Below are 17956 nucleotides of genomic sequence, written 5' to 3' on the forward strand. Positions count from 1 at the left end.
GCAAACTCCATTCGCTTGACGGGCTGGTTTTGAAATCTTCTCGCTCATTAAATTCTACAAAATCGGTAGCCTTAATGCACATACCATCGTGCAAGGAGCCGCAAAAATGTCGAGAAAGCTGGTGGTGGGGTTGTCTGGCAACCTTACCCGTCCGTCCAAGACCAAGGCTTTCGTCAGCCACATCGCCGGTGAAGTGGCGAGCCGTGCCGGCGCGGCTTTGAGCGTCTTCGACATCGAGGATCTCGGTCCGTCCTTCCCATCGGCACGGCATCTTGGCGATCTCGATCCGGTGGCCCGCGCCATTGTAGACCAGGTGCTGGGCGCCGACGTGCTGGTGGTTGGCTCACCGACCTTCAAAGGCAGCTATACCGGGCTGTTCAAGCATTTCTTCGACCTGCTCGACCCGGCATCGCTGCGCGGCAAGCCGGTCATCCTTGCGGCGACCGGCGGCGGCGAGCGGCATTCACTTGTCGTCGAGCACCAGTTGCGGCCGCTGTTCGGCTTCTTCGAGGCACAGACCCTGCCGACCGCGATCTACGCCTCGGACAAGGATTTCGCCAATGGCGTGCTGGTGTCCGAAGCCGTCCAGGCGCGAGCCAGGCAGGCAGTGGCCGAGGCATGCCGGGTGGCCGGCGTGCCCTACAGCGTCGTCCGTGCCGCCTGAAGATCAGCACGCAACATCCCTTCCCGCACAGACCAGAAGGACGCCTTGCGCATGACCAGAGCCAGCAAATCCCAGAGCAAGCCGCGGCAGATCAAGCTCGGCGCCTTCCTGCCCGGCGGCGGACAGCATATTGCCGCCTGGCGCCATCCCGATGCGCCGGCCGACGGCGCCACCAATTTCGAGTTCCACAGACAGCTGGCGCTGACCGCCGAGCGCGGCCTGTTCGACGCCTATTTCCTGGCTGACAATCTGACCGTCGGCCTCGGCGCCCGCGAAGGCGGAAACGCCAAGATCGCCGGCTTCGAGCCGGTGACGCTGTTTGCGGCGCTGGCGCCGCTGACCACGCATCTCGGCTTCATCGCCACGGCCTCCACCACCTATGAGGAGCCCTACACGCTGGCGCGCAAATTCGCTTCGCTCGACCTGTTGTCGAACGGCCGCGCCGGCTGGAACGTGGTGACCTCGGCCGGCGACGAGACCGCACGCAATTTCAACCGCGATGTCCAGCCCAACCACGCCGAGCGCTATGCGCGGGCGCATGAGCATGTCGAGACGGTCAAGGCGCTGTGGGACAGCTGGGAGGATGACGCCTTCATCCGCGACAAGCAGTCGGGCCGCTTCTACGACAAGGACAAATTGCATGACATCGACCACAAGGGCGAACATTTCAGCGTCAAGGGTCCGCTCAACGTGCCGCGCCCGGTGCAGGGACATCCGGTTGTCGTACAAGCCGGGCAGTCGGAAGATGGCCGCGGACTTGCCGCGCACTCGGCCGAGGTCATCTTCACCGCCCATCAGAAGCTCGAGACGGCGCAGGAATTCTACCGCGACATCAAGGCTCGCGTGGCGGAAGTCGGCCGCGATCCCGACCAGGTGTTGATCATGCCCGGCGTTGCGCCCTTTGTCGGGCGCACCGAGGAAGAAGCCCGCGCCAAATACCAGCAGCTCAACGACCTCATCCTGCCCGAGGACGGTGTTGCGCTGCTCAACGGGCTCGCCGGCCAGACGCTCGACATCAGGGGCTATCCGCTCGACGGCCCGCTGCCACCGAGCAAGGAAACCGAAGGCATGAAGAGCCGTCAGGCGCTGATCCGGCAGATCGCCGACGAGCACAACTTCACCATCCGCCAGCTCTACCAATGGGTGGCGACGGCGCGCGGCCACTACACCATCGTCGGCAGCGTCACGCAGGTCGCCGACCAGCTGGAAGAATGGTTCACCAGCGAGGCGGCCGACGGCTTCAACATCCTGCCGCCCTGGCTGCCCGGTGCGCTCGACGATTTCGTCGACCTGGTCATTCCCGAGTTGCAACGGCGCGGTCTGTTCCGCACCGCTTATGAAGGCCGGACACTGCGCGAGAATCTCGGTCTCAGGCGGCCGGAAAACCCATGGACCGTCGCCCGCTCGACCGTCCTTGCCGCCGAATGATCCTCATAGCTGAAGGGATGACGCGATGACATTTCAGCACATCGATCGGCCGATCACGATCCGCGCCAGTCGCAGCGAAAGCGGGCCTGGCGACGACTTTCTGCGCCTCAGCGGTAGGGCGGCTGTCCGCTTCCTGTCGCGCTACGGTGTGCTTGTCGGTTTCCTGGCGCTCTGGCAGGTGGCAAGCAGCGTCGGATGGGTCAACGCGGCGGTGCTGCCGCCGCTCGACATGATCATCACCGCGCTCTGGAAAGGGCTTGCCGGCGGCAGCCTGCTCGGCGACATCGCCATCAGCCTGCAGCGCGCCGGCATTGCCTTTGCGGCGGCGGTTGCGGTCGCCATCCCTCTCGGCCTGTTCATGGGCCAGGTGCGTCCGGTCGAAACAGCGCTCGATCCGATCCTGCAAGTATTCCGGCAGACGTCGGCGCTGGCGCTCTACCCGGTGTTCATCCTGCTCTTGGGGCTGGGCGAAACCTCGAAGATCTTCGTCATCTTCTGGGCAACGCTGTTTCCGCTGCTGCTCAACACCACCAGCGGCGTCAAGGAGGTCGATCCCAAGCTGCTCGAAATGGCGCGCGTCTACGGGGCGAGTCGGCTCACCGTGTTTCGCCGCGTCGTGCTGCCGGGCGCCGTGCCGTCGATCTTCGTCGGTCTGCGGCTGAGCGCCACCACCGCGCTGCTGCTCCTGATCGCCTCTGAGATGATCGGCGCCAACAAGGGCATCGGCTTCCAGGTGATGAACGCGCAGTACAATTTCCAGATCCCGCTGATGTTTGCGGCAATCGTCATCCTCGCCGGACTTGGCCTGATCGCCAACCAGGCGCTGGTCGCGCTGCAGCGGCGGCTCTATCGTTGGAGCAATCCAGTCAATTAGCAGTCCGTACATCACCCTTATCCAGGCCAGCTCTTACCCAGGAAAGACCGGATCATGAAAATCACTCGCCGTTCCCTGCTTGCCGGCGCACCGCTTGCCGCCGGCCTCATCGCCGCCGGCCTGCCGCGCCTCGCCTTTGCCGAAACCGCACCCGTGAAATTCCGCTATCTCGCCAGCCGCGGCAGCATCTCACCGCATGAGCTGGCCGCCGAGCTCGGCTACTACAAGGGGCTCGGCGTCGAGCTGGAGAATGTCGGCTATGCCTCGGGCGGACCGGAATCGCTGTTTGCGCTGTCGTCCGGCAGCGTCGACATCGGCTCGGCCGCCACCGCGGCGGTGATCAACTCGATCTCTGGCGGCAACGACTTCGTCGCCGCCTATCCGAGCAACGGCATCAACAAGGACGTGAAGAGCGTCTTCTATGTGCTGGAAGACAGCCCGATCAAATCGATCGCCGACATTGCCGGCAAGACCATCTCGGTCAACACGCTAGGTGCCCATCTCGACTATACGGTGCGCGAAGCCCTGCACAGCGTCGGCTTGCCGCCGGATGCCGCCAACCTCGTCGTCGTGCCTGGCCCGCAGCTGGAGCAGACCTTGCGCTCACGCCAGGTCGACATAGCCGGGCTCGGCTACTGGCAGGCGACGTTTGCCGGTGCGCTGGTCGCCAATGGCGGCGTGCGCGGCGTGTTCGACGATACCCAAGTGCTCGGCGAACTTGCCGGCGGCTTCGTCGTGCTCAGGCGCGACTTCATTGCCGCCAATCCGGATGCGGCGCGCAACTTCGTTGAACAGTCGGCGCGCGCTTCAGACTGGTCGCGCCAGAACCCGGACGAAGCCCGCAAGGCGCTGGCCAATATCCTCAACAAGCGCGGTGAAAACGGCGATCTCGCCCGCTACTGGACCGGCTTTGGCCTGCGTGAAGGTGCGCAGGCGAACGATCGAGACATCGATTTCTGGGTCGCCGTGCTGGAGCGCGACGGCCGTCTGGCCAAGGGCAAGCTGAAGGCTGCCGACATCCTGTACCGGCCCGGCGAAACCAAGACCAACTGAGCTCTGAAATAGCTGGGAGATGAGATGACCGGTTCCAACCGTGGCGGAGAGGTCTCGATCCGCGACCTCTCCAAATCCTTCAGCCTTGGCGGGCGCCGGCTTGCCGTGCTGCGGACACTCAACCTCGACATCCGTTCGGGGGAATGCCTGGTCATCGTCGGCGCCAGCGGCTCCGGCAAGACCACGTTGCTGCGCATTCTGGCCGGACTGGAGGCTGCCGACAGCGGCGCCGTCGCGATCGACGGCCAGCCGGTGCATGGCGTCGGCGCCGAGCGCGCCGTGATTTTCCAGGAGCCGCGCCTGCTGCCCTGGCTGAGCGTACTCGGCAATGTCGCCTTTGGCCTTGAAGTCCGCGGCGTGCCCAAGAGACAAGCCGAGGAACGCGCCCGCTTCTACGTTGCGCTGGTCGGCCTTGCCGAATTCGCCGATGCTTTTCCGAGCCAGCTTTCGGGTGGCATGGCACAGCGCGTCGGCATCGCCCGGGCGCTTACCGTCCAGCCCGAAATTCTCCTGCTCGACGAGCCGCTGGGAGCGCTGGACGCCATGACCAAGATCGGCATGCAGGAGGAACTGGCACGCATCTGGAGCGAGGAGAACGTCACCATGGTGATGGTCACCCACGATCTGGAAGAGGCGATCTATCTAGCCGACCGGGTGCTGATCCTGCCCAAGGAGAAAGGCGGCGCGGCAAGGCTGATCGACATCGACCTGCCGCGCCCGCGCGAGCGCAGCGAAAGCCGCTTCGTGCGCTATCGCGAAGAATTGCTGCGCGAGTTCGGCCTGCATTGATCGGGGCGGGCGCCAGCCGTGGGCTGACACAGGAGGTTCGCTCTCGCGATTACTGCTTGGTGAACGTGCCCGTATAGGTGCGGTCGGCAAGCCCATAGGTGACGGTCAGCGTCCCGTCCGCCTGCATGACCGCGCTGACGTCCGCGCCATTGGGAAGGCGCCGCAGTTTCAACGTGTTGCCGAAAATCTTGCCTTCACCGTCGGCCACGCCCGGTTTGTTGTCGGCGACATCGCCCCAGGCGTAGATGGCGGAGACATTCCCGCCGCGCGAAATCGTCAGCACGGCGAGCTTGCCGTCATACATCCCATCGAGACGTCCGCCCCATATGCCGGAAAATGCGACATATTTGGCCGGGATGCCCTCGCCGGGGGGCATGACCCTGACAGACGGATCGAGGACCGCCGCACCGTCCGCGGAGATCGCGGCAGGCGCCATCGGCTGAGGTGCGGGCGCTGGCGGCGGGGATGATGGTTCAGGCGCCGACTGGCAGGCGACAAGCATGAATGCCGCGAACCCGAGCGTCGGAAAGAGACTGTTTGGTGGAGCCAATCGGAATCGAACCGACGACCTCTTGAATGCCATTCAAGCGCTCTCCCAACTGAGCTATGGCCCCACTCCGGCAGTCAGCCGGCGCCGTTGCCGGCGTAGAGGTCCGGAGCGGTTCAACACCGCGCCGTTTAGTGCAGGCGGCTTCTAACCCCGTCTTCCCTGAATATCAAGCCTGCAAGAACCGCTTTTTCGTCACAGCTCAAGAAAGCCTGCGGGCGCATATGCCCGCGGTCGATCAGACCTCGTCGTCGTCGTCGCCGACGCCGATCATGTCAGCGACATCGTCATCTTCTTCTTCTTCGTCGGCAAGGAACGTATCGTCCTCGTCGTCGCCGAGGTCCACATCGTCCTCGTCGTCGCCCAGATCGGGAAGGTCGTCGCCGGCCTTGACGTCTTCGTCGGCCTCTTCAAGCGAGACGACTTCAACGCCTTCTTCTTCCTCGGCGTCTACTTCCTTCTCGGCCACTTCCTCTTCCTCTTCGATGGCGGCGATCTTGCCTTCCTCGAAGTAGGAACGCGGATAGGTCTTGCCCGTATAGGGCGAGACGATCGGGTCCTTGTTCAGGTCGTAGAATTTTCGACCCGTCTCAGGGTCGACACGCTTTGTGCCAAGTTCGTTTTTTGCCACGGCAAGCCTCGTCAGTAAAAGAGTGGTCCCCATAACCACAGTTTACCGCGCTGTCAAAGCGAAAAGCCGGCGTCACAAAACCAAGTACTGAAAGGCCCCGCGCCAAGTGACGACCATGGGGATGACCATTTGTGCCCGCCGTGATACGAGACCGCCGCAACAAATGAAAAGCGCCGGTGCGCCGGCATTCCGTCCAGGGAAATTCCATGTCTCACGCCGCCGCTGCCAAGCCGGCCACCGCCCGCAAATCCTCAGCCCTTTCCGGCACCGCCCGCGTGCCGGGCGACAAGTCGATTTCACACCGTTCCATGATGTTCGGCGGCCTGGCCTCCGGCGAAACCCGCGTCACCGGCCTGCTGGAAGGCGAGGACGTGATGCGCACGGCTGCCGCCATGAAGGCGATGGGCGCGCATATCGAGAAGCGCGGCGCCGAATGGGTGATCCGCGGCACCGGTAATGGCGCGCTGCTGCAGCCGGAAGGCCCGCTCGATTTCGGCAATGCCGGCACCGGTTCGCGCCTCACCATGGGTCTTGTCGGCACTTACGATATGGAAACGACCTTCATCGGCGACGCCTCGCTGTCGGGACGGCCGATGGGCCGCGTGCTCGAACCCTTGCGCCAGATGGGCGTGCAGGTGCTGAAGGCAACGCCCGGTGACCGCATGCCGATCACGCTGCATGGACCGAAGCATGCCGCCCCCATCACCTACCGCGTGCCGATGGCCTCGGCGCAGGTGAAGTCGGCCGTGCTGCTCGCCGGCCTCAACACGCCGGGCATTACCACCGTCATCGAACCGGTGATGACGCGCGACCACACCGAAAAGATGCTGAAGGGCTTCGGCGCCAACCTGTCGGTCGAGACCGACGAGCGCGGCGTGCGCCATATCTTCATCGAGGGCCAGGGCAAGCTGACGGGACAGATCATAGCGGTACCGGGCGACCCGTCCTCGGCCGGCTTCCCGCTGGTCGCGGCGCTGATCGTGCCGGGTTCCGACATTGTTATCGAAAACGTGCTGATGAACCCAACTCGCGCCGGCCTGCTTCTGACGCTGCAGGAAATGGGCGGCCAGATAGACATCTTGAACCCGCGCAATGCCGGTGGCGAGGATGTCGCCGACCTGCGCGTACGCTACTCCGAATTGAAGGGCGTCACCGTGCCGCCCGAGCGGGCGCCGTCGATGATCGACGAATATCCGGTGCTCGCGGTTGCCGCCAGCTTCGCTGAAGGCGAAACGCTGATGCTGGGCCTGGAAGAGCTGCGGGTGAAGGAATCCGACCGGCTGGCGGCGGTGGCCAACGGATTGAAGATCAATGGCGTCGACTGCACCGAGGGGGAAGCTAGCTTGGCCGTGCGCGGCAAGCCCGGCGGCAAGGGCCTGGGCGGTCATCCCAACGGCCAGGACACGACGGTCCAGACCCATCTCGACCACCGCATCGCCATGAGCTTTCTGGTCATGGGCCTGGCAACGGAAAAGCCGGTGACCATCGACGACGCCGCCATGATCGCGACCAGCTTTCCGGAATTCATGGATTTGATGACTGGGCTGGGCGCGGAGATCGGGTGAGATACGTTTTCGTTCATTGGAAACATGATATACCAGAGGAGCCGTCCCACCTCTGGTATGAAGTCGCCGACGACAATTTTCAGAACCGAACAATAGAATTCTATGCCGATGGCTCCGTGGGCTTCGCCATTCGCGGCCCCGCCCTTGACGGGTCGGAGGATATAGAAGTCGGAGGGACCGGAAATTCGACAGAGGGCTTTCCTGATCTCGCAGAGATCAATTCGGACAGCCAGTTCGAAGCCTCGGAAGTCACGGCGGTTGACTTCGAGCGCCAATGGCGTGAGGCACTTGCATCGAGGTTTCGAATGACACACGTCTTCACCATCGCCATCGACGGTCCCGCCGGCGCCGGCAAAGGCACCCTTGCCCGCCGGCTTGCCGACCACTACCGCCTCAACCTCCTCGACACTGGCCTCACCTATCGCGCCGTGGCCTACGCATTGCTCCAGCACGCGCTACCCCTCGACAATGTCTCGGCGGCCGAGACCGCCGCGCGTCAGGTCGATCTGGCGAAGCTCGACCGGGCGGTGCTATCGGCGCATGCGGTTGGCGAGGCTGCCTCGAAGGTTGCGGTTTACCCGACCGTGCGGCGCATCCTGGTCGAAAAGCAGCGTGACTTCGCCAAAACCCCTCCAGGCGCGGTGCTCGACGGGCGCGACATCGGCACCGTTGTGTGCCCGGACGCCGACATAAAACTCTATGTGACGGCGAGCGCCGAGGTGCGCGCGCAGCGCCGGCTGGCGGAGATCGAGAGCATCGGCGGCTCAGCCAATTTTTCCGAAATCCTCGCCGATATCGAGCGCCGTGACGCGCGCGACATGGGCCGCGCCGACTCGCCGCTGAAGCCGGCAACGGACGCGCACTTGCTTGATACCTCCGAAATGGCTATAGAGGCCGCGTTTCTGGCGGCCAAAACGATCATAGACGACGCCTTGGCCAAGAGAGATAAAGCCTGATTGAAGGTTTTCCCGCTGCCACCGATTGCCGGAAGCGAAGAAAATACCCATATCGGGCACGAACCAGCCTGCCAGCATTCTTCATGCGCCGGAATTGCCGCTTAGGCGGCCCAGGGCTTTTGTAGCCCGGAACGCCGGCAGGCCAACGCAACGCTAACCCACGGCGCCCGTCCCGCAACAGATGCGGGGCACTCCAGGAGAAAATATGTCAGCTGCAAATCCCACTCGCGACGATTTCGCGAGCCTGCTCGAAGAATCATTTACCACCGGTCACTCCGGCGAAGGTCAGGTCGTCAAGGGCACGATCCTGGCGATCGAAAAAGACATGGCCATCATCGATGTCGGCCTCAAGGTCGAAGGCCGCGTGCCGCTGAAGGAATTCGGCGTCAAGGGCAAGGACTCGACGCTCAAGGTCGGCGACACTGTCGAAGTCATGGTCGAGCGCATCGAGAACGCACTGGGCGAAGCCGTCCTGTCGCGCGACAAGGCCCGCCGCGAAGAGAGCTGGGTCAAGCTCGAAGAGAAGTTCACCAAGGGTGAGCGCGTCGAAGGCGTCATCTTCAACCAGGTCAAGGGCGGCTTCACCGTCGACCTCGACGGCGCTGTGGCCTTCCTGCCGCGCAGCCAGGTCGATATCCGCCCGATCCGCGACGTCTCCCCGCTGATGCACAACCCGCAGCCCTTCGAGATCCTCAAGATGGATCGCCGTCGCGGCAACATCGTGGTGTCGCGTCGCACCGTGCTCGAGGAAAGCCGCGCCGAACAGCGTTCGGAAATCGTGCAGAACCTCGAAGAAGGCCAGGTTGTCGAAGGCGTCGTCAAGAACATCACCGATTACGGTGCGTTCGTCGACCTCGGCGGCATCGACGGCCTGCTGCATGTCACCGACATGGCATGGCGCCGCGTCAACCATCCGACCGAAATCCTCAACATCGGTCAGACGGTCAAGGTGCAGATCATCCGCATCAACCAGGAAACCCACCGCATCTCGCTCGGCATGAAGCAGCTCGAGTCGGATCCGTGGTCCGAGATCGGCACCAAGTTCCCGATCGGCAAGAAGATCAAGGGCACCGTCACCAACATCACCGACTACGGCGCGTTCGTCGAGCTGGAGCCGGGCATCGAGGGCCTCATCCACGTTTCGGAAATGTCGTGGACCAAGAAGAACGTGCACCCCGGCAAGATCCTGTCGACGACGCAGGAAGTCGACGTTGTGGTGCTCGAGGTCGATCCGGCCAAGCGCCGCATCTCGCTCGGCCTCAAGCAGACGCTCGAGAATCCGTGGCAGGCTTTCGCTTCTAGCCATCCGGTCGGCAGCCAGGTCGAGGGCGAGGTCAAGAACAAGACCGAGTTCGGCCTGTTCATCGGCCTCGAAGGCGACGTGGACGGCATGGTGCACCTCTCCGACCTCGACTGGACCCGTCCGGGCGAGCAGGTCATCGAAGAGTACAATCGCGGCGACATGGTCAAGGCGCAGGTGCTCGACGTCGACATCGACAAGGAGCGCATCTCGCTCGGCATCAAGCAGCTGGCCAAGGATACGGTCGGCGAAGCGGCGACTTCAGGCGAACTGCGTAAGAACGCGGTCGTCACCTGCGAAGTCATCGGCGTCAAGGATGGCGGTCTGGAAGTGCGGCTGGTCGACAGCGGCATCGAGACCTTCATCAAGCGCTCCGATCTGAGCCGTGACCGCGACGAGCAGCGCCCCGAGCGCTTCACTGTCGGCCAGAAGGTTGACGCTCGCGTCATCGCCTTCGACAAGAAGACCCGCAAGCTGCAGGTCTCGATCAAGGCGCTGGAAATCGCCGAAGAGAAGGAAGCGGTCGCACAGTACGGCTCGACCGACTCCGGCGCTTCGCTGGGCGACATCCTGGGCGCCGCGCTGAAGAAGCAGGGCAGCTAAGCCGCTTCGCGCGCAGCGCGTAAGCCTCGGTTGCTGCCGCGCCTCGCGCACGGCCTGAACCAAGAAGACCCGCGGGCTGCAAGGCTCGCGGGTTTTTTCATGCGCGTGAGAGCTGGGTGGCGGCGGCCTTACGAGGCGGTTGGCACAAGACAAAGACGGTGGAACCCCTTCAATTCGGCACGGGCGGCTGTAGGGTCGGGCGCATGTCGTTTGCCGGCATAAACGTGGGATGTCACGCCCTTGGGGGCAACAGAGAAGCATTGCGCATGAAGGTCGTCGAACTCTATCGCTATCCGGTCAAGAGCCTGCGCGGCCATGCCGTGCCGAGCGCCGATATCGAGACCATGGGCATGGAAGGCGACCGTCGCTGGATGGTCGTCGACAAGGACGGGCAGTTCCTCACCATTCGCCAGATACCGGCAATGACGACGATCGACGTCGAGCATCGCGGCACCGGCATTCTGTTGAAGCATGACAGGCATGGCTCGCACGCCGTAGAGGCTCCAGGCTCTGGTGCCGCGCTGCGTCAGGTCAAGATCTGGAAGGACATGGTTGTTGCGCGGTCGGCCGATCCGGCCGCCGGCGCCTATCTCTCGGCGATTCTTGGCCGGCCCGTCGATCTCGTTTATTTCGACGATCCGAAGAACCGGCCGGTCGACCCGGAATTCGGCCAGCCCGGCGACTATGTCGGCTTTGCCGACGGTTTTCCGTTGCTGATCGCGACGACGGGCTCGCTGGACCATCTGAACAGCCATCTTGCCAGGCCCATCGAGATGGCGCGGTTTCGGCCGAACATCGTCCTCGACGCCGAAGGCGCATGGCCTGAAGACAACTGGAAGACGATCCGCATCGGCGCTGTCGCGTTGCGGATCGCAAAGCCCTGCTCGCGCTGTGTCATCACCACCCGCGATCCGCACAGCGGCGAGCAGCCGGACCCGCGCGAGCCGTTGCAGACGCTTGGCAAACTCCACCGCTCCGCCAAGGGCGGCATTATCTTCGGCCAGAACGCGATTCCGAACAACGCCGGCACGATCTCAATCGGTGACGCAGTCGAGGTCGTGGAGGCGGGCGTCTCGAACCTGACATAGTCGCGGGGTTCTTCTATGCCGTGGAAGCGTCGGCGGCCGCCATGTTGGAAACGGCCGACCTTGGCTCTAGATTGAGCTCCGTCGGCAAAGGCCGCTGGTGGAAGCCAGACGATCGGAGGCCCCATGACCCGTATCGGTTTTGTCGCAGCATTCCTTTTGATCGGCACTGCGGCGGCGTCGGCTGCATTACCTCCCTACTGGCAGCGCAAGGCGGAGATCGACGCCATCACCGACAGCGGCGATGTTGCGCGCAGGCTGGAAAATCACGGCCCGATCGACGTGATCGAGCATATCGGAAATGACCACTACCGGGTGGGCGGCGGCGACTGCACGCTCGATGTGTTTATCGTCGACGATGCGAGCGCGGAACCGATGCCGGGCCCACGCAAGTTCAAGCTGCAGATAGGCAAGCTCGTCTGCAAATGAGACGCCCTACGCGGCGCCCTTCAGGCGCGGCCGTAAAGCGGCACCAGCGTGCCGCTCATCGCCAGATTGGCCGGCGATGCCAGATAGGCGATTGCCTCTGCGGCGGCTTCCAGGCTGACCCATTTGGTGACATCGGCATCCGGCATGTCGGCACGGTTGGCGGGCGTATCGAGCGTCGAGGGCGCAATCGCGTTGACCAGTATGCCCTTGTGCTTCAACTCCTCCGCCATTGCCACCGTCATTGCCGCCACCGCGGCCTTGCTCGCGGCATAGGCGACCATGCCGGCGCCGCGACGCGGGTCGAGCCCGGCGCGGGCCGTGACATTGACGATGCGACCCGCAGTAGCCGAGCCAAGCATCGAGCGCACGGCCGCGCGGCAGCACAGGAAGGCAGTGCGGGCGTTGGTGTCCATCATTTCGGCAAAGGATGCCGATTCGATCTTCTCGACAGGTGCTGCGGCAAAGCCGCCGGCCAGATGGATGGAGGCCCACAGATCAGGAACGCTGTCGTAAAAGGCATCGACCTTGGCGGGATCGGCGAGATCGACATTATGCGCCAGCCGGACGCGATCATCTGCCGTGAAGGGAAAATGCGTGGGGGCCGCGGCATGGGCATTCGGCACGTGGCAGATCGCGCCGTCGGCCAACAATTTGCCGACAACCGCTGCACCGAGCGCCCCGGTGCCACCGGTCACCACGATATGCTTTCCCTGAAGTGTTTCCGTCATCCTGGACCGCTCCTGTAATTTTTTATGATTATGTCGTTCTTTCGCCGCGCCCGACGCAGAGCGTCGCGCCTTTTGCACGATCACTCAACTGCCATCTCGACATGGCAGTGTTGCGTCTTTGCATCGCTCGAAGCAGCCGGCCGCCCCTTTGCCGGCGCATGGACGTACGGCGGATGGCAAAGCGTCAATCGATGGTGATTTCGATGACGTGCGGTAGCCCGGTTGCGCGTGCGCGTTTGAGCGCATCGGCAAGATCAGCAGTACCGGCAAGCCGTTCGGCGGCAATGCCGTAAGCCTCGGCCAGCTTGCAGAAATCCGGTGGCGCCGGCGACACGCCGACTGGTTCGACGCCGACATCGAGCATCGAAGTCTCGATCTCGCGATAGCCTCTGTTGTTCCAGACGACGAAGATGACCGGCGCCGGCGCATCGAGCGCCGCGCCCAGTTCCGGCAGGGTGAACTGGAAGCCGCCATCGCCGGTGAGACAGACCACCGGCACGCCGGGCATGGCGAGCGCGGCACCGATCGCCGCCGGCGGCCCATAGCCGAGTGCGCCGAAGCCGGTGGCGGCGTTGAACCAGCCGCCCGGCCGGTCGTGGTCGTAGTAGAGATTGGCGGCGTAGATCGGCTGTGTGGAATCGCCGACGATGATGGCGCCCGGCAAGGCGTCGCGGATGGTTTCCACCGCATGCACCTGTGCTGCATAGGCGGGGCTCAGTTCGGCAAAGGCCGCTTTTCGTGCCGCGTCGGCGCGGCTCTCGCCGTCCTTCGCTGCGACACGATCAGGGCCTATCGCGGCAAGCAAGGTTTCGACCGCCTCAGCGCAATCGGCCTGGATGCCGACGCTCACCGGGCGACGGGCGAGCTGGTCGGCGCCGATGTCGATGCGGATCAGGTTGGCCGGCAAGACAAAACCGCCATCGCTGTAGCCGTCGTAATCGGTCGGGCCGAATTCGGTGCCGGCGGCGATGACCAGATCGGCGTCGGCCATCAGCGCCCGCACCGCTTTCAGGCTGGGGCTGGCAGGCACGCAAAGCGGATGCGCGTGCAGCAGGCCGCGCGCATTGGCGGTCTGGACGACAGGCGCACCCAGCCGCTCGGCCAGGCGCTGCAAGGGCTCACCGGCGCGCTTGGCACCACCGCCGGCCAGGATCAGCGGCCGGTGCGCGGCGGCGATCAGCCTAGCGGCTTCGGCGATTGCCGCGCCATCCGGCGCCGGTGGCGCCGCATTGGTGAGCAGAGCAGTGATGCCGTCGGCCGGTTTGACCATGACATCGGTCGGGATTTCGATATGCACAGGCCCCGGTCGCGAGGACGAAAACAGCGCGAAGGCCTGTGCCAAAGCACTTGGCAATTCGCTGGCCTCGGTGACGCGCTGCGAAAACAGCGCCACCTTCTCCATCATGCCGCGCTGGTCCGGCAGCTCGTGCAGGAAGCCCAGCCCCTTGCCCAGCGTCGGCATCGCGTTGACGCCCGAAATCACCAGCATCGGCACCGAATCGGCGCGTGCCTGGCCCATGGCGGTGATGGTGTTGGTCAGCCCCGGCCCGGTGATGACGAAGGCGACGCCCGGTCTGCCGCTGGCGCGCGCATAGCCGTCGGCCATGAAGCCGGCGCCCTGTTCGTGCCGCGGCGTGATGTGGCGGATTTTTGAGCGCGCCAGCCCGCGGTAAAGCTCGACCGTATGGACGCCCGGAATGCCGAAGACGGTGTCGACGCCATGCGCCTCGAGTAGCTTGATGAGGGCTTCGCCGAGCGTTGTCATTTGTCTTTTCCCCTTTCCGGTGCGAGGCCGAGCTCGGCCTCTATGGCTTTGACGCCGATCGCCGCCAATTCGCCAGGCGAGAACATCTCTGCGGCCAGACAGCCTTCGATCCAGAGCCCGTCGATGATCGCGTTGATCGCGATGGCATGGCGGCGCAGCTCATTTGCGTCCGGCCTGCGCTGTTCGGCGCCGAGCACTTCGGCCACGACCGCTTCCACCTCGTTGCGAAAGCCGAGATAGCCTTCGCGGTGCACTCGGGCGAGCGACGGATCCGCGCCGGCGCGGCCGATGAAGGTTGCCCAGAGCGAAAACACGCGCGCATCGATGATCGGCGCATTGAGGTTGGCGGTGACGAAGGCCGCAAGGCGCTGGCGCGGCGAGGCATTTTCCACAAGCAATGCCGCTTTCGCCTGCTCGGTCATACGGCCCATCAGCGCCGCGTAGGCTTCCTGCAGCAATTCCTCCTTGCCGGGGAAATAGTGCCGGATCAGCCCGGCGGTGACACCGGCGCGCAAGGCGATGGCGCGCAGGCTGGCGCCCTCCAGGCCATGTTCCGCCACGCTGTCCAGAGTCGCGTCGATCAGGTCCTGCCGCCGCCGCTCCTCGCCCTCGCGACGGAACTTGCGGCGCTCATTCATTGGCGCAGGATGGGCCGCGTCAGGCATGTCGGCCCACCTTCGCAGGCGATGCAGAGCGCATCCGCGTCGAAGATTTCAACCGTGCAGCCGGCTGCTTCCATCGCGGCCTGGGTCTTGGGAAAGCCTGCGACGGCAATGACCTTGTGCGGGCTGGTTGGCAGCACGTTCAGGCTGAGGCCGTTGGACGCGGCAAACTCTTCGGCGTCGCCTTCCACCAGCCGGATGCCGCGTGCCTTCAGCAACTGATAGAACGGGGCCGGCAAAAGCGGTGAATAGACCAGCGCGAGGTCGTCGGCCAGCGGGCTGATCACCGACATCAGATGCAGGCACGCCTCCTCGCCCTGCCACAGCGGCAGATCGAAGCCGTAGACGGAAATGCCCAGCGGCGTCAGCAGGTTGGACACCTGCTGGATGCCTTCCTGGTTGGAGCGCACACCGCGCCCGATCACCAGCGTGCTGTTATCCAGCCATACGCAATCGCCGCCTTCGACCTGGCCGGGAGCCTCGACGCGGCCGAGGATAGGAATACCCAGGCGTGTATAGGTTTCCTCATGCAGCGACGGCTCCCTGGCGCGCAATGGCTTGCCCATGGACAGGATCAGCGCGCCGCGGTCGGTCATCAGCGACGGGTCGTGGGTGAATACCGAGTCCGACAGTCCGTCGGCCTTGTCATCGATCCATTCGATTTCGGCGCCGGAAGCCCTTACCAGTTCAGCGAGAGCCGCGTGCTGCGATGCCGCTTTCGCCGGATCGAAACCCGGGCCATAGTGCCAGGTAGCCCTGTCGGCGCCGCGCATGGCATTGGCCGCCGACCGCATCAGCACACGCCGCAACGGCGCCGCCATGGACTGTGATCCGAAAGCGCTCATCGATGCCCTTTTCAAGGTGAAAAAAATGGGAAAAATTTCATCGAAAGCTATTTATACACTTGCACAATAAGGCCGCAAGTGCCGTAATGAGCGAGATTGACGGGCTCGCGCTGTTGAGTCCATGCTGAAGTCTGGAGTGGCATTACAGCGTATGTTGATTAGCCGGATAGACGTTCGACGATCTGCCGTCGACCATGTGGTAGAGGTCACCCGGTGAGCGCGGTGGGAGTCGCCACAGTCCCATCCGGCAAGGCGCTGAATAGTGCGGCCGAAGCCATCCATGTCGAGAACCTGCATAAGAAATTCGGCCAGCTGCATGTGCTGAAGGGCGTTTCGCTGTCGGCGCGCGACGGCGAGGTGATCGCCATCATCGGCGGCTCGGGCTCCGGCAAATCGACGCTGCTGCGCTGCATCAACTGCCTGGAGAACCCGACCAGCGGCATCATCCGTGTCAATGGCGAGGAGATCAAGCTCAAGGCGGACAGCCACGGCCACACCATTCCCGCCGACCGCCGGCAGATCGAACGCATCCGTTCCAAACTCGGCATGGTGTTCCAGAACTTCAACCTGTGGAGCCACATGACGCTGATCGAGAACGTCATTGAGGTTCCTGTGCACGTGCTCGGCGTCAAGCGCGACGTGGCGATCAGGGAAGCCGAAAAGCTGCTGGCGCGGGTCGGCCTCGCCGAAAAGCGCGATGTCTACCCGGCCTATCTCTCCGGCGGCCAGCAGCAGCGCGCGGCGATCGCCCGCGCCCTGGCTATCAACCCGCGCGTGATGCTGTTCGACGAGCCGACCTCGGCGCTCGACCCGGAACTGGTCGGCGAGGTGCTGAAGGTGATCGGCGACCTGGCGCGCGAAGGGCGCACCATGGTGCTGGTGACGCATGAAATGAAATTCGCCCGCGAGGTCGCGACCCACGTCGTCTACCTCTACAACGGGCTGGTCGAGGAAGAGGGGCCGCCGGAGCAGATCTTCGGCGCACCGAAATCCGAAAGGCTGAAGCAGTTCATCCGCAACATCGGCTAGGAAGGCCGGGACGGAAGAAAACCGGGAACCAACAACAAAATGGGAGTCGTGACTATGAAGACTGTTCTGAAAACCTTCGCCGCAGCGCTGCTGCTCGGCGTCGCCACCATGGGCGTGGCCAAGGCCGATCCGGTCAAGATCGGCGTTGCCGCTGAGCCTTATCCGCCCTTCACCTCGCCGGACGCCTCCGGCAAATGGGTGGGCTGGGAAATCGAGTTCATCGACGCCGTATGCGCCGAGGAGAAGCTCGACTGCGTCATCACGCCTGTCGCCTGGGACGGCATCATCCCGGCGCTGACGACCAAGAAGATCGACGTCATCGCCAGCTCGATGTCGATCACCGCCGAACGCGAGAAGACCATCGACTTCTCGGACAAGTACTACAACACGCCGACCGCCATCATTGGGCCGAAGGACCAGAAATTCGGCGCCACGCCGGACGACCTCAAGGGCAAAGTGCTCGGCGTGCAGGTGTCGACCACCCATTCGGCCTATGCCAAGAAGCATTTCGGCTCCACGGCCGCCGAGATCAAGGAATACCAGACGCAGGACGAAGCCAACAACGATCTGGCCGCAGGCCGCCTCGACGCCGTCCAGGCGGATTCCATCGCGCTCGACGCATTCCTGAAATCGGACCAGGGCAAGGCCTGCTGCGACTTGAAGGGCATGGTGGCTCCCGATGACGAGGTACTCGGGCCAGGCGTGGGCGCCGGCGTGCGCAAGGAAGACACCGAACTAAAAGAAAAGATCAACGCCGGCATCAAAGCGATCCGCGCCAACGGCAAATATGACGAGATCTCGAAGAAGTACTTCGATTTCGACATTTACGGCGGCGGCGGCGCGCAGTCGAACTGACGATCCTCGCATGAGCTAGGAGGCATGGCGCTTAGCGCCATGCCTTCCTGCCCGATCTTTCCCAGACATGCTTGCCGCCGGCGCTGCCGTTGGCGGTTAGAGCCAGCAATCCGGGGGCGACGCTGATCGACGCACTTCTTTCGGCCTC

At 63.8% G+C, this 17956-nt stretch carries 18 protein-coding genes, 1 tRNA gene and 1 pseudogene; 13 read left to right on the top strand and 7 right to left on the bottom strand.

Going from position 1 to position 17956, the window contains the following annotated elements; translation table 11 throughout:
• Positions 1-106 precede the first annotated feature (106 nt).
• From msuE to ACYHH6_RS06350, 5 genes are read left to right on the top strand one after another with little or no spacing between them, the layout of a single operon-like run.
• Positions 107-664: an FMN reductase gene (msuE, locus tag ACYHH6_RS06330; protein ID WP_352582545.1), complete on the top strand. Its 558-nt coding sequence runs from the start codon at positions 107-109 to the stop codon at positions 662-664.
• 51 nt (positions 665-715) lie between these two features.
• Complete coding sequence (locus tag ACYHH6_RS06335) at positions 716-2092, top strand: LLM class flavin-dependent oxidoreductase (protein ID WP_352582543.1); 1377 nt, start codon at positions 716-718, stop codon at positions 2090-2092.
• A 25-nt stretch (positions 2093-2117) separates the two neighbouring features.
• Positions 2118-2966, top strand: a complete 849-nt coding sequence (locus ACYHH6_RS06340; protein WP_352582541.1) for an ABC transporter permease — start codon at positions 2118-2120, stop codon at positions 2964-2966.
• Positions 2967-3020: 54 nt separating this feature from the next.
• The gene (locus tag ACYHH6_RS06345; RefSeq protein ID WP_352582539.1) at positions 3021-4019 is read left to right on the top strand and encodes an ABC transporter substrate-binding protein; all 999 of its coding nucleotides are present in this window, start codon (positions 3021-3023) and stop codon (positions 4017-4019) included.
• Between the two features lie 24 nt (positions 4020-4043).
• Positions 4044-4808 carry an ABC transporter ATP-binding protein gene (locus ACYHH6_RS06350; RefSeq protein ID WP_352582537.1) on the top strand — a complete coding sequence of 255 codons (765 nt, stop codon included), beginning with the start codon at positions 4044-4046 and terminating at the stop codon, positions 4806-4808.
• Between the two features lie 49 nt (positions 4809-4857).
• On the opposite strand, the gene ACYHH6_RS06355 is transcribed toward ACYHH6_RS06350, so the two are convergent.
• The 3 genes from ACYHH6_RS06355 to ACYHH6_RS06365 form a co-directional block, all read right to left on the bottom strand.
• A complete protein-coding gene (locus ACYHH6_RS06355) occupies positions 4858-5244 on the bottom strand; it encodes a hypothetical protein (protein WP_352582535.1) in 387 nt (128 codons plus the stop codon).
• Between the two features lie 102 nt (positions 5245-5346).
• A tRNA-Ala gene (locus tag ACYHH6_RS06360) sits at positions 5347-5422 on the bottom strand.
• 171 nt (positions 5423-5593) lie between these two features.
• Positions 5594-5986, bottom strand: coding sequence for a TIGR02300 family protein (locus tag ACYHH6_RS06365; RefSeq protein ID WP_181056631.1), 393 nt, complete (start codon positions 5984-5986; stop codon positions 5594-5596).
• Between the two features lie 206 nt (positions 5987-6192).
• On the opposite strand from ACYHH6_RS06365, the gene aroA reads away from it, so the two are divergent.
• The 6 genes and pseudogenes from aroA to ACYHH6_RS06395 all read left to right on the top strand — a co-directional run bounded on the left by aroA (position 6193) and on the right by ACYHH6_RS06395 (position 11924).
• Entirely contained in the window at positions 6193-7551 is a 1359-nt protein-coding gene (gene aroA, locus ACYHH6_RS06370; RefSeq protein WP_352582533.1) for a 3-phosphoshikimate 1-carboxyvinyltransferase, read from the top strand.
• Positions 7548-7826: pseudogene (locus tag ACYHH6_RS06375) on the top strand (DUF6881 domain-containing protein); the annotation flags it as partial. The gene aroA and the pseudogene ACYHH6_RS06375, both read left to right, overlap by 4 nt.
• A gap of 30 nt (positions 7827-7856) precedes the next feature.
• A complete protein-coding gene (cmk, locus tag ACYHH6_RS06380) occupies positions 7857-8507 on the top strand; it encodes a (d)CMP kinase (protein ID WP_352583270.1) in 651 nt (216 codons plus the stop codon).
• A gap of 205 nt (positions 8508-8712) precedes the next feature.
• Positions 8713-10410: a 30S ribosomal protein S1 gene (rpsA, locus tag ACYHH6_RS06385; protein ID WP_112563700.1), complete on the top strand. Its 1698-nt coding sequence runs from the start codon at positions 8713-8715 to the stop codon at positions 10408-10410.
• Between the two features lie 266 nt (positions 10411-10676).
• Positions 10677-11498, top strand: coding sequence for an MOSC domain-containing protein (locus ACYHH6_RS06390; RefSeq protein WP_352582531.1), 822 nt, complete (start codon positions 10677-10679; stop codon positions 11496-11498).
• Positions 11499-11621: 123 nt separating this feature from the next.
• Positions 11622-11924: a hypothetical protein gene (locus ACYHH6_RS06395; RefSeq protein WP_352582529.1), complete on the top strand. Its 303-nt coding sequence runs from the start codon at positions 11622-11624 to the stop codon at positions 11922-11924.
• Positions 11925-11944: 20 nt separating this feature from the next.
• Here ACYHH6_RS06395 and ACYHH6_RS06400 read toward each other — a convergent pair whose 3' ends face one another.
• The 4 genes from ACYHH6_RS06400 to ACYHH6_RS06415 form a co-directional block, all read right to left on the bottom strand.
• Positions 11945-12652, bottom strand: coding sequence for an SDR family NAD(P)-dependent oxidoreductase (locus ACYHH6_RS06400; RefSeq protein WP_352582527.1), 708 nt, complete (start codon positions 12650-12652; stop codon positions 11945-11947).
• 184 nt (positions 12653-12836) lie between these two features.
• Positions 12837-14417 carry a 5-guanidino-2-oxopentanoate decarboxylase gene (locus ACYHH6_RS06405; RefSeq protein ID WP_352582525.1) on the bottom strand — a complete coding sequence of 527 codons (1581 nt, stop codon included), beginning with the start codon at positions 14415-14417 and terminating at the stop codon, positions 12837-12839.
• Positions 14414-15082, bottom strand: coding sequence for a TetR family transcriptional regulator C-terminal domain-containing protein (locus ACYHH6_RS06410; RefSeq protein WP_352582523.1), 669 nt, complete (start codon positions 15080-15082; stop codon positions 14414-14416). The genes ACYHH6_RS06405 and ACYHH6_RS06410 overlap by 4 nt, the downstream gene beginning before the upstream one ends.
• A complete protein-coding gene (locus tag ACYHH6_RS06415) occupies positions 15052-15924 on the bottom strand; it encodes a dimethylarginine dimethylaminohydrolase family protein (RefSeq protein WP_352582521.1) in 873 nt (290 codons plus the stop codon). The genes ACYHH6_RS06410 and ACYHH6_RS06415 overlap by 31 nt, the downstream gene beginning before the upstream one ends.
• A gap of 213 nt (positions 15925-16137) precedes the next feature.
• Between ACYHH6_RS06415 and ACYHH6_RS06420 the strand changes: the two genes are divergently transcribed.
• Together ACYHH6_RS06420 and ACYHH6_RS06425 are read left to right on the top strand one after the other, a co-directional pair.
• Positions 16138-16953: an ABC transporter ATP-binding protein gene (locus ACYHH6_RS06420; RefSeq protein WP_352582519.1), complete on the top strand. Its 816-nt coding sequence runs from the start codon at positions 16138-16140 to the stop codon at positions 16951-16953.
• A 54-nt stretch (positions 16954-17007) separates the two neighbouring features.
• Complete coding sequence (locus ACYHH6_RS06425; RefSeq protein WP_352582517.1) at positions 17008-17808, top strand: transporter substrate-binding domain-containing protein; 801 nt, start codon at positions 17008-17010, stop codon at positions 17806-17808.
• Positions 17809-17956: the final 148 nt, after the last annotated feature.

The sequence above is a fragment of the Mesorhizobium sp. P171375 genome (assembly GCF_057786075.1).